Source organism: Bacteroides sp. 519, from assembly GCF_010500955.1.
Classification (GTDB): Bacteria; Bacteroidota; Bacteroidia; order Bacteroidales; family Bacteroidaceae; genus Bacteroides.
The window spans coordinates 20,201-31,586 of sequence record NZ_QVMJ01000051.1 but is presented as its reverse complement, the minus strand read 5'-3'; the positions used below and the strand labels follow the sequence as shown (position 1 = coordinate 31,586).

General features: G+C 40.3%; 10 protein-coding genes and 2 pseudogenes. 4 read left to right on the top strand and 8 right to left on the bottom strand.

The window, feature by feature from the left end; all coding sequences use genetic code 11:
* Nucleotides 1-201: 201 nt before the first annotated feature.
* The 4 genes and pseudogenes from gcvT to D0T85_RS21580 form a co-directional block, all read right to left on the bottom strand.
* The gene (gcvT, locus tag D0T85_RS21595; RefSeq protein ID WP_163215593.1) at nucleotides 202-1,287 is read right to left on the bottom strand and encodes a glycine cleavage system aminomethyltransferase GcvT; all 1,086 of its coding nucleotides are present in this window, start codon (nucleotides 1,285-1,287) and stop codon (nucleotides 202-204) included.
* A gap of 195 nt (nucleotides 1,288-1,482) precedes the next feature.
* A complete protein-coding gene (gene pepT / locus D0T85_RS21590; RefSeq protein WP_163215592.1) occupies nucleotides 1,483-2,709 on the bottom strand; it encodes a peptidase T in 1,227 nt (408 codons plus the stop codon).
* A gap of 125 nt (nucleotides 2,710-2,834) precedes the next feature.
* A pseudogene (locus D0T85_RS21585) lies at nucleotides 2,835-3,437 on the bottom strand (helix-turn-helix transcriptional regulator); the annotation flags it as partial.
* Entirely contained in the window at nucleotides 3,430-3,903 is a 474-nt protein-coding gene (locus D0T85_RS21580; RefSeq protein ID WP_163215591.1) for a hypothetical protein, read from the bottom strand. The pseudogene D0T85_RS21585 and the gene D0T85_RS21580, both read right to left, overlap by 8 nt.
* A 158-nt stretch (nucleotides 3,904-4,061) precedes the next feature.
* On the opposite strand from D0T85_RS21580, the gene D0T85_RS21575 reads away from it, so the two are divergent.
* Nucleotides 4,062-4,421, top strand: coding sequence for a helix-turn-helix domain-containing protein (locus D0T85_RS21575; RefSeq protein WP_163215590.1), 360 nt, complete (start codon nucleotides 4,062-4,064; stop codon nucleotides 4,419-4,421).
* Between the two features lie 14 nt (nucleotides 4,422-4,435).
* Nucleotides 4,436-5,371: pseudogene (locus D0T85_RS21570) on the top strand (IS3 family transposase); the annotation flags it as partial.
* Between the two features lie 724 nt (nucleotides 5,372-6,095).
* Here D0T85_RS21570 and D0T85_RS21565 read toward each other — a convergent pair.
* From D0T85_RS21565 to crcB, 3 genes are read right to left on the bottom strand one after another with little or no spacing between them, the layout of a single operon-like run.
* Nucleotides 6,096-8,603, bottom strand: coding sequence for a family 20 glycosylhydrolase (locus D0T85_RS21565; RefSeq protein ID WP_239060789.1), 2,508 nt, complete (start codon nucleotides 8,601-8,603; stop codon nucleotides 6,096-6,098).
* Between the two features lie 26 nt (nucleotides 8,604-8,629).
* Nucleotides 8,630-9,298: a pentapeptide repeat-containing protein gene (locus tag D0T85_RS21560; protein ID WP_163215589.1), complete on the bottom strand. Its 669-nt coding sequence runs from the start codon at nucleotides 9,296-9,298 to the stop codon at nucleotides 8,630-8,632.
* Nucleotide 9,299: 1 nt separating this feature from the next.
* A complete protein-coding gene (gene crcB, locus D0T85_RS21555) occupies nucleotides 9,300-9,668 on the bottom strand; it encodes a fluoride efflux transporter CrcB (RefSeq protein ID WP_163215588.1) in 369 nt (122 codons plus the stop codon).
* Between crcB and D0T85_RS21550 the strand changes: the two genes are divergently transcribed.
* Entirely contained in the window at nucleotides 9,667-10,047 is a 381-nt protein-coding gene (locus tag D0T85_RS21550) for a type II toxin-antitoxin system HigB family toxin (protein ID WP_370460029.1), read from the top strand. The genes crcB and D0T85_RS21550 overlap by 2 nt on opposite strands.
* A 3-nt stretch (nucleotides 10,048-10,050) precedes the next feature.
* On the top strand, nucleotides 10,051-10,437 hold the full coding sequence (locus D0T85_RS21545; RefSeq protein ID WP_163215587.1) for a type II toxin-antitoxin system HigA family antitoxin: 387 nt from the start codon (nucleotides 10,051-10,053) through the stop codon (nucleotides 10,435-10,437).
* A 24-nt stretch (nucleotides 10,438-10,461) separates the two neighbouring features.
* On the opposite strand, the gene D0T85_RS21540 is transcribed toward D0T85_RS21545, so the two are convergent.
* Nucleotides 10,462-11,211 carry a Fic family protein gene (locus D0T85_RS21540; RefSeq protein ID WP_163215586.1) on the bottom strand — a complete coding sequence of 250 codons (750 nt, stop codon included), beginning with the start codon at nucleotides 11,209-11,211 and terminating at the stop codon, nucleotides 10,462-10,464.
* Nucleotides 11,212-11,386: the final 175 nt, after the last annotated feature.

Here is an 11,386-nt window from a genome sequence, read left to right as displayed (position 1 = left end):
CCCCCAGTCGGGCTTCGCCCTTCACTGGGGGTTATTCAAATTGAATCCCAAGGGATTCACCATGCGGATAGCATACAATGAATCCCTTAACTTGATGACATTGGGCGTTGCCGGCGTTGCCTGGGGCTGAACTGACCTGCCACTTCGTGGCGAACATGACTGGGTTATACTAGCTACTAACTACTAACTACTAGCTACTAACTACTTCCTGAACGGTGGCTTAACTATTACTGCTTTGAGCTTCCTTCCGCGTACATCCAGATAGATTTCGGTACCTATCTTAGTATATTCAGGTTTTACATATCCCATACCGATACCAATTTTGCGGGTGGGCGACATGGTTCCCGATGTTACTGTTCCTATCTTTTCGCCATCGGCAGTAACAATGTCGTATCCCTGACGGGGTATTCCACGGTCTATCAATTCAAAGGCAGCCAACTTGCGTGTGGTTCCTTCGTTCTTTTGTTTTTCCAGTGCGGCGCGGTTAACAAAGTCTTTGCCGTCTACAAACTTGGTAATCCATCCCAATCCGGCTTCAATGGGCGATGTTGTATCGTTCAGGTCGTTTCCGTAAAGACAGAATCCCATTTCCAGACGTAGCGTGTCGCGGGCACCTAATCCAATGGGTTTAATGCCAAACTCTTCGCCGGCTTCGAATACGGCTTGCCATATCTTCTCTGCTGCATTTGGGTAGAAATAAAGTTCGAATCCTCCTGCACCGGTGTATCCGGTATTAGAGATGATCACATTTTCTTCGCCTGCAAACTTGCCTACTTTAAATGTATAATAAGGAATTGCAGATAGATCAATATCTGTTAGTTTTTGAAGCACCTCGGTGGCTTTAGGTCCTTGAACCGCAAGCTGACCGATGTTATCGGATGAGTTTTCTAGCTCGGCTCCTTCGGTATTATGTGATACACACCAGTTCCAGTCTTTTTCGATATTAGATGCGTTAACAACCAGAAGATATTTTTCAGGCTCGTAGCAATAAACCAGAAAGTCGTCTACAATACCGCCTGTTTCGTTAGGGAAACATGTATATTGAATTTTTCCGGGAGTAAGTGCAGCCACATTATTTGATGTTACTTTTTGCAGGAAACTTAGGGCGTTAGGGCCTTTTACCCAGAACTCTCCCATGTGCGATACATCGAATACGCCAACAGCATTACATACTGTAAGGTGCTCGTCAATAATTCCAGTGTATTCAATTGGCATATTATAGCCTGCAAATTCGTGCATCTTAGCTCCCAGAGCTATGTGCTTTTCGGTAAACGGTGTCTTTTTCATGTTGAATTTATTTTAAAAATTATGGTTTCTTAAATATAGAACACAGAGACACAGAGGCACAGAGTTTAGAGTAATGAGTTTTGAGTTATGAGTAGTGAATCCGCATGGTAAAACTCAAAACTCAAAACTCAAAACTCACTACTCAAAACTCACTACTCACTACTCTAAACTCTGTGTCTCTGTGTTCTAAATTCATCATCTGTCAGCAACTAGTTCTGCTATTTTCACAATAACCATCATGGCCTTCTCCATGCTTTGAATGGGTACGTACTCGTATCTTCCATGGAAATTCATACCGCCTGCAAAAATGTTGGGGCATGGTAATCCTTTAAACGAAAGCTGTGCACCATCTGTACCTCCGCGTATGGGTTTCACGTTGGGTTTCACTCCAACAGCTTCCATTGCAGCAAATGCTGTGTCTATGATGTGCATAACCGGTTCAATCTTTTCGCGCATGTTGTAGTATTGGTCGCGCAACTCAATAGTAGCTGTTCCTTCGCCAAACTCTGAGTTTATTTTACGAACCAGATGTTCCATCTCCTTCTTCCGGCTTTCAAAGCGTGGGTGACTATGATCGCGGATGATATAACTCAATGTACTTTGTTCTACATCGCCCTGCATACCTACCAGGTGATAAAAGCCTTCGTATTTCTCGGTATGCTCAGGTGTTTCGTGACGAGGAAGCATGGAGATAAACTGCGAAGCCAATCGCATTGAGTTTACCATTTTATGCTTGGCATATCCTGGGTGTACATTTCTTCCTTTGAAAGTTATTTTAGCAGCAGCAGCGTTAAAGTTTTCATATTCCAGTTCGCCAACTTCGCTGCCATCCATTGTGTATGCCCATTCGCATCCGAATTTCTCTACATCAAACTTGTGTGCTCCCAAACCAATTTCTTCGTCCGGGTTAAATCCGATGCGTATTTTACCATGTTTAATTTCCGGATGTTCCTGCAGATATACAATAGCAGAGATAATTTCGGCAATACCAGCCTTATCGTCGGCTCCGAGTAATGTTTTACCATCGGTAACAATAATATCTTCTCCTATATGGTTTAACAGTTCCGGAAACATTTCGGGTGATAGGATATAGGCTTCTTCTTCGGCCGAAAGGATAATTTCATTACCATCGTAATGATGTATGATGCGTGGTTTTACATTTTTACCGCTCATGTCGGGGCTGGTATCAACATGGGCAATGAAGCCTATTGTAGGAACTTCTTTATCAATGTTCGATGGTAGAGTGGCAAAGAGATAACCATTGTCGTCGAGTGAGATATCTTCCAGCCCTAACTGTTCTAATTCGGTTTTGAGGTATTTTAAAAATTCCATCTGTCCTGGTGTACTCGGAGTAACGCCGGAGTTCTCGTCAGACTGGGTATCGAAGCTGACGTATTTTAGAAAGCGGTCTACTAGATTCATATGATTTGTTTTTGTTTAAATATTATACGCAGCGGCTCCTCGCTGCTAAAGAGGCAAAGATAGAAAAAGGGCTGTGATATGACAAGCAAACCACAACCCTTTTTATGTTAATTAAAACAATGTAATCAGAAGTTGTTTAAAAACTCAGTTAAGCTATCCTCTCGTTCCAGATCAAATTTCTTACGGATACGATAACGAATAGTTTCCACGCCTCTTACTGAGATATTTAATAGTGGGGCTATCTCTTTGGTTGATAGATTCATCTTCAGGTAAGCACACATCATCCGCTCATTGTACGATAAATCGGGATATTTTTCCTGTAAGCGTTTCATAAAGTTATTATGAACAAGGTCGAACTGTTCCTCTATTCGCTTAAGCACATCGTCCGATTGTATGTTTGAGTCTATTTTGCTGTTGACTACTAATAACATTTTGCGCGAATCTTTGGTACCTTCTCCTTTCAGTAAAGAAACAACTTTCAGTATATCCGATTTGATTTCGGTAAACATCTCATTTTTACGGGCAAAGTTTATCATGAGATTGGCCATTTCCTGACTTTTGTATTGCAGGTCGTGCTCTAGCTTTTCTTTTTCCAGTTGAATAATCTGCCGTTCTTTGCGGGCATTTTCTTCTTCATATTCTTTTTCAATAGCCTGCAATTCTTTGTTCTTTTCGGCTACAATTTGCTGCTTTTTCTTTTTTACACGTTTATCATCCCATTTATATATGATTCCGAGAAAAACGAAAAACAGTAGTGTATTTGCCGTCTATGTATTTAATCAACCGCGAGTCGCCAACGAAATACATTATATTATCGGTTTCGTAAATACCCCATACATTGCCCATTGCCCTATCAGCCTCTTTCAACGAATCTGATAAACAGGTATAGACTAACTTGCCGCTTCTGTTGGGCTCAAAATATCCGAATTCGTTGATTCCGCCTGTATAAATTCGTTTTTGTGATTGCGAAGGATATACCGAGCGAACATTCGAAGCGTTATTTAATTTGTTTTGTGTCCACTCATTGCCATCGTATTGCAACATGCCGTTCTGATTGGCAAAGTATACCCAGTTCTCGTTGTAAGAGGCTATTTGCCATATTTGCGAGCCTTTGCCATATAGGTTCTTATCATAATTGATGATGAAGTTATTCCAGTTGGCAAAAGTATTAATACAAGGGAAGGTTAAAAGCAATAAAAATATTATTTTGACTAAACTGTTTTTCAATTTCCGAGCAATGTTTTTGTTATAAATATCATGGTGGCAATTCGCAAATGTAATGCTTAGTCTTCAAATTAGCAAGAATAAAGTGTCTTTTTGTAGATATGGTTGACTCTTTAAAGACTCAACCAATGAAAGAAAAGAAGTCCAAGGATGCTCACGCTTTTCATTTTCGCATCCGTGAGATTTATCGTCTTCATGTAATCGAAGGCGTTTGTGTATCTGATTTAGCCAACAAAATGGGGCTAAGTCGTTCTAGTATTTACCGTGCAATCACTACCTTTGAGTTTAGTAATCCTTTAGAATCCTCAATGATGAAGAAGCAAAGTAAAGACATTAAGCCTGAAGACTACCAAAAGCTTCTGGATGAACTCTCCTCTTTGAAGAAAAAGCTTTCAGAGGAGCGCTTACGTGCTGATTTTTACGAAGAGATGGTCGCTTTTGGCAAAGACGTTTATGGTATCGACTTAAAAAAAGTTGGCACCAAGTAGCTTGTAGGCTTCACCATAGGGACAAGAAGCTTTACGGCATTGTCCCTATGTGTCGTCTACTTGGTGTAAGCAAACAAGCCTACTACAAGCATGTAGATACATTAATGTCCAAACTCTCTTTGGAAGCTTTTGTTATTGAATTTGTCAAATCCGTCCGTCATAGAGATCCCGGCATTGGTGGTAATAAGCTCTGGCTGATGTACTGTAACCGGTTTGGTCCTGAAAATAGCGTAGGCTATAATCGTTTTTATGACATTCTGGAGCGTTATAACCTAAAAGTCCGCAAGCGCAAACGGCGTGTTGTAACCACTGATTCCAGGCATGGTCTACCTACTTACCCCAATCTCGTCAAGGATTTGATCCCGGATCATCCTTGCCAGTTGATGGTTAGTGATATAACCTATATGCCTCTGAAAATAAGTCCTTCAACGAACGAATATGTATTCTGTTACCTCTCCTTAGTTACAGACTATTATACTAAAGAAATCATCGGATATAGTGTAGCCGAAACACTGGAGGCCAAATATACCCGTGAAGCATTGGAAATGGCTATCAGTCATTATGAGGGCAAAGACCTTTCAGGTCTTATCCATCACTCCGATCGTGGGGTACAATATGCCAGTTATGACTATACGGCCCGCTTGAAAGATTGTAAAATCCGCATAAGCATGACAGAGTGTGGTAATCCCAAGGATAATGCAGTAGCCGAGCGTGTGAACAACACGATCAAGAACGAGTTGCTTAAGGACATGGACTTTTATCGAATCTCAGATCTAAAGGCTGCCCTGAAAGCAGCTGTGGAATTCTATAACAACGAACGCCCCCACTGGAGTTTGGATGGAATGACACCCTTACAGGCAGCCCTGGGTGAGGGAGAACTCAAGAAAAGATGGATCAGTTATCGTGAGAGAGCCATCAAGAGGAAGCAGGAACCCGGATTGATAGCTTAAAGCCAGACGGAAATCTTGCCGCTCGTCGGGACGGGTGGTCCCGCCCCTTGCCGCTAGGGCGCTCCCCGACCGATGAGTATTGTTACTAAAGAAAATAATGCGGCACACAGTTGATTGAACCACAGAAAACTTTGGGGAGACTTTAAGCCTCCAGAAGTATAAAAAACTTCTACACTGTTTTTTATAATTTGTTTGGAGTAAATGGAATTCTTGATTATTTTTGTGAACTAACTAATCACCAGGGTAAACCGGATTCATCAATAAGCAATGAAAAAGGTCAACCCAGTTTATAACTAAGTATAAACCGAGGCAACCAATTCTATTAATAAGACTGAAAGTAGTCAACTAAAAACGTTAACATACACTCTGTTTTTGTATCACGCCTGTGGTACAAAAGTGCCACGCTTGTGATACAAAAGTATCTTAGTAGTGATACTTTTGTACCACCCTGCTTGGTACTTTTGTTTCAGGCTTAAAATAGTTGGTGAAACTTTTGTCTCAGCATTAAAAAATCAGTGGTACTGTAATTTGCTGATTATTAATTGTTTTATCTAAAAGAATATCCCGGCAAATGATCAAGCTGATAAATCAGCTATTAGACTTTATCAAACCTTTTGTTCTGTCTAGTGGCTGATTTATCAGCCGGATCATTTGCCGGGATGATTTATCACCCGGTTTAAAGGCATGCATAGTTACAATTTGTAACTTGAAAAAAAATGAATGATCAAATATGAATAATACTTGTTACACTTTCTTTGCCCATAAAATACGTTTTGGCTTTTACTTGTTTGGCATCGCAATCGATGGGGGCAGTCCAAACCGGTGAGTTTTCGTTGGGTTCGCTGCCATCAATGGTATATCTGATAACCGCATCTTTAAGGGTGCTGTTGGCATGAAGTTTACCATCAATAATTTTGATTCCCGGTTGTGAAACATGGAAATTAACACCAAAACCATTCAGACGTGGATATTCATACTGGTTGAGTGCCGCGTTGTAGGCGCGCAAGGCATCATCGTGCTTAGTCTCATCATTGGAAAATCCCCAGCTGGGTTCGGTATTCCATGCACGGTCAATCATTCCCAACATTTTGGGGAACAAGGCTTTTTCAACCATACCAAAGTTACGGATGGTTTCGGCCCAAAGCTGTCCCTGAATACCCTTAATTTGTGCGCGGGCATCACGTGCCAGTGGAACTTTAGTTTTCGACGCCTGTACAATATCAACTTTCTCGCCCTTCATGTTATGCCGTATGGACTTGTAAATGTCATAAGGCAATACGTCATAAGGAACATATTCGTTCACAAAGCCACCCCAGTAAAGTCCCGGTTCGTGCTGGTGCTTGTTGTACGACATGTCCATGTAGAAGTTTGTAACATTACACAATACAATTGGATATCCGGCATTGGCAAGATTGTAAGGAATCTGATCGCTACCTTGTTCGGGTATAGTGTTCCAGCAATAAGTAAGCACATTGCGTTTGGCAAACCGTTCGTTAACAGTCTTTTCGTCGGGCATCAATACCACTTCCTGCCATCCGGCCAGTTGAATGTTCTTTTCGTCCAGTATATCCAACACTTGTGCAAAGAAGTAATCTTTCAGGTCGCGGGCTTGGGTCATACCTTTTTCCTGCATAAAGGCACGGGCTATACTTGAACCTTCCCATGCCCCGTGAGGAACCTCGTCGCCCCCCATGTGCAGCACATTCAGTTCCATTCCGGCTTCTTTGTACATGCTTTCTACCTCGTTGATTACTTTTTCAACAAAACGGTAGGCCGATGGCATTGCTGCATTAATAACATTGTCGGTATACCATTGAGCCGATAAATACTTAGAAGTATCTTCGAAGTCGGCAAGTAAAAACTCTTCGGCTTTAGCCAGGTCGGTATCTATGTATTTATTATAACGGGCATTCATGGCAACAATAGCTGCACGCGAGTGTCCTGGCATATCAATTTCGGGCAATACGGTTATGTGTCTTCTTTTTGCATAACGCAAGATTTCGATGAATTCCTGACGCGTGTAATACCCCGTACCAGCTTCGGTAAAGTCGCATCCGCCACCATAAGCAGGATACAGGCGGTCGGCCTCATCCAATGTATGTCCGCGACGGGCACCCACTTCGGTTAGTTCGGGCAATCCGGGAATCTCGATACGCCATCCCTCATCATCAACAATATGGAAATGCAGGATATTGAGTTTATACATGGCGAAGATGTCAATCAGTTTCATAATGTTCTCTTTCGATGAGAAATTACGTGCCACATCAATCATTTGTCCGCGATGCAACAGATCAGGATAATCCTCAATATACAAACTGGCAGTATGGCAAGGCAGACCATTTAGGTTACCGATAATAGCAAGCAGTGTTTGAGCACCATTAGATACAGCATGAGGTGTAACTCCCGAAATGGTGATCTGTTTATCAGCTGTTTTTATTTCGTAATATTCCGGGTTGTTCTTCACCTTTGGGTTTGTCAGTTTTTTCAGTTCAATGGTTGTTTCGCCTGCATCCGAAACGGTGGCCTGAAACATGCTTTCCAGTTTCTCTTTCAGTAATCCGGCCTCATTATCAAAACTGCCGTCGTGAGCAATCCGGATGTTTTTAGTTATGTGGTGTTCTCCTTGGCGTTTATCTACTTTCTTCAAGGCGGGGATAATACTGATATCAGCATCGCCAACCAGTCCGTTTTCGAAAAACTTATTCTGCTCATACACAATATCACCGTAAGGGTAGGGGAGTTCGGCCCTGCCTTTTCTGGCCCATTGATATTCGTGCATAAAAGGAGTAACCTTTATTTCAACGCTGTGTGGTTTACCGGCTTCTTTGCCATCGTTGTTCAGCTTCACAGCATAAGCCCCTTCGGGTGCATTGGTTTCTTTAATGATGTTCCCCTTGCAACGGAATGTAAATTTAACAGTATCTCCGGCTGCAATAGGTTTGTAGTTTGCCGAAGGAAACATGCGATAATACGTAGAACTGATTTCTTCTACCACAAAAGCACCTTCGGGATTGGGTATGGGTGCAGCAGGTAGCTGATTGAAATAGAGAATCCAGTTTTTGTTGAGCGATTCGTTACCATCGTTGCTGATGTAGAATGTGTTTTCGTAAACTCCGGGTTCAATTTCGTTTTGTCCCATTTCCCATGTCAGCGATATGGGCACAGTAGTAGGTTCCTGTTTGCATCCCGATAGGGTTAGGATTAAGGTCATAATAATAAAAAGATTTTTCATGATACTTATTTTTAGGGGGTTAATGTTTAATCTTCAATTACCACTCCCAATAACGGAAGCAGATCCATTGCCTGTAACGAGCTTACGATAGCCCCTTTCAGATCGGCAATATTTAGTTGTATACCTTCAAGACGTGAAGTTCTGAGATCAATACCTTTCAATGAACTGTGCGAGAAATCGGCTTCAATAAATAAGCAGGCTTCAAATAGTACATCTTTAAACCGGTTTTCGTTGAGGTAACCGCTCTTTAAGTCGCATTGTGCAAACTTTACCTGTGTAAGTTTACTCATAGACAGGTTGATATAGTGCGCATTGCAATCTTTAAACAGTACATTATTCATTGTTGTTTCCGAAAAATTAGTGCCTACCAGCTTGCATGCAATAAATTCAACTCTGTGGAACGAACCCGCAGCAAAGGAAACATTAGAGAGGTCGCAGTTTTCGAACCTTACATCACTTATTTGGGCTGATTTGAATTTGCATTCAACAAAGAAGTTTTGTGTAAAGATGCAGTTGCTGATGGTTAAATACGAGTTGTCGGTTTCGGCAACAATGCCACGTTCAAAGTGTTTTCCGGTAATGATTTTTTCGGTAGAGAGTAAACTTTGAGAATCTTCAACAGATTCGGGTTCCTCGTCAAAGAAGGGAGAAACAATCTTTATTTCTATGGTTTTCTTCTTATTGTATTTTGCCATATCACTTGCTTAAATGGATTCCTGCAAACACTGCAAGAATGCCTAAAAGAATACTTAATAGTATATAGATTGCAAAGGAAGTATAAAATCCGTTTTTAAGCAAATGCAGACTTTCGTTACTGAAGGTAGAGAAAGTGGTAAAACCACCACAAAACCCTACTGTGAGCAATAACCGGGTTTCGTTTGATAGGTTAAAGCGAGCAGAAAAGGTATAAAATAAACCAATAAGAAAACTGCCCAGGATGTTTGCAGTAAAGGTAGCCCACGGAAAACCGGATACAACCGCCCTACCATTTATTAGTAAATGGATGGAGTAACGGGCAACGCTTCCTAAACCACCGCCTAGAAAAACAAAAATGAGTTCTTTCATGGGGTTATTCTTTTTTGCGAAGATACAATTTATTTTTATTCCATATTTGGGAATTATTGATTATCTTTGTATCAATAAGAAAAACATGATAATAATTGGTTCTGAGTTATTTATTAAATTTTGCAAAAAGCATATAGATGCGGAAATAGCTTTAGCGAAATGGGTTCAAGAGGTTACTGTTGCCGAATGGAAAAACCACGCCGACTTAAAAAATAGTTTTGCTACCGCCGACTATGTTGGAAATGATCGGTATGTGTTTAATCTGAAAGGCAATCACTATAGAATTGTTGTTGTTGTTGTTTTCTTTGCTGGTTCTGCTGAAATACGTTTCATAGGAACTCACAGTCAATATGATAACATTGATGTCAAAACAATATAAGAAATGAAAATTAAGTCTGAAACAGAATTTCGTCAATGCCAGAAGGAACATGAAGCTTTGGTTCAAAAAGGCTCTGTTGTTCTTGGCAGTATGGAACTATTAAGTTCCGAAGAAAAAGAACGTTTTATTGAATTAGTCAAAATGATTCATGAATGGGAAGCTGCATATTATCCACTTCCCGGATGCGTATCTACCTTAATTACAGATGCTATCAAAGACAAGATGAAAGCTGATAACCTCAAACAAAATGAGGCTGCCAAAGTTTTAGGTATTTCTGAATCAAGGATTAGCGAATTGCTAAATGGTCGTCGGCCATTAAATCTGAATATAGTAAAAAAACTTAGAGATAATTTAGGCATTTCGGCCGATTTTATTCTTGACAACTTATAGGTCTTTGTCATCTATGGAATCGTTTTATGGGGTTATTCTTTCAATACGTTCCAACTGTTTATTTAAAAAGTAATTCACATAAGTGCTGCAATTCCCTGTTTCGTAAAATTCGACCAACCCTCTTCTGTAGTTCAAGATATCACTATCTTGTGATGAATAAACAGGTATGATATCTGCATTCATCATCACAATACTTTCAATCATTCTTGAAGTACGTTTATTACCATCAATAAATGGCTGTATTTTTGCAATATTGCAATGAAGGAAAACGGCTTTTTCCAAAGGATTGTTGTATTCTTCCTGCCAAAAGAGAATTTCATTTAATTTAGCGCGAATACTATCAAGGTTTTTTGGGGGAATATATTCGGTTCCGGAAATTCGTACAGCTCTGGTTCTTAAATAACCGGATTCCTCGTTCGAGACTAATCCTGTGGATATAGCTTGATGTACTCTGAATAAGGTTCTTTCATCAATAATCTCTTTATTGCCCTGCTTGTTAATATATTCCAGTTCCGAGATAAAAGTATTATAAAGATTTTTAAGCATTTTAGCATCTTCATATTTCTTTTCGGATGTAATACCATCTTTCAGTAAAGCTTCGGTTTCTACATAAGTATATGTGTTTCCTTCTATTTTACCCGAATAATAGCACCATACAATAGCAAGGTCTTTAAGTTCGTTCGAACTCAAATCGGATAGCTTTGATAGTGGGCTGTTCAGAATATTTTCTGCCTTTTCAAAATCCCTACAGGTAAAAACGATATCTTTTTCCATGCTTATTCTTTTCTGCGAAGATAATATTTATTTTTATCATTCCTTTATAAATGAATTATTCATACTCGTTTGGTTCGTTAGAGGCTGTGTTGAACTAAAATAAAAACACAGAGTCACAGAGAAACAGAGTTCTTTTCTTTGTGCTGAACACGGAGGCTTCGCTTTTACTCAAAAA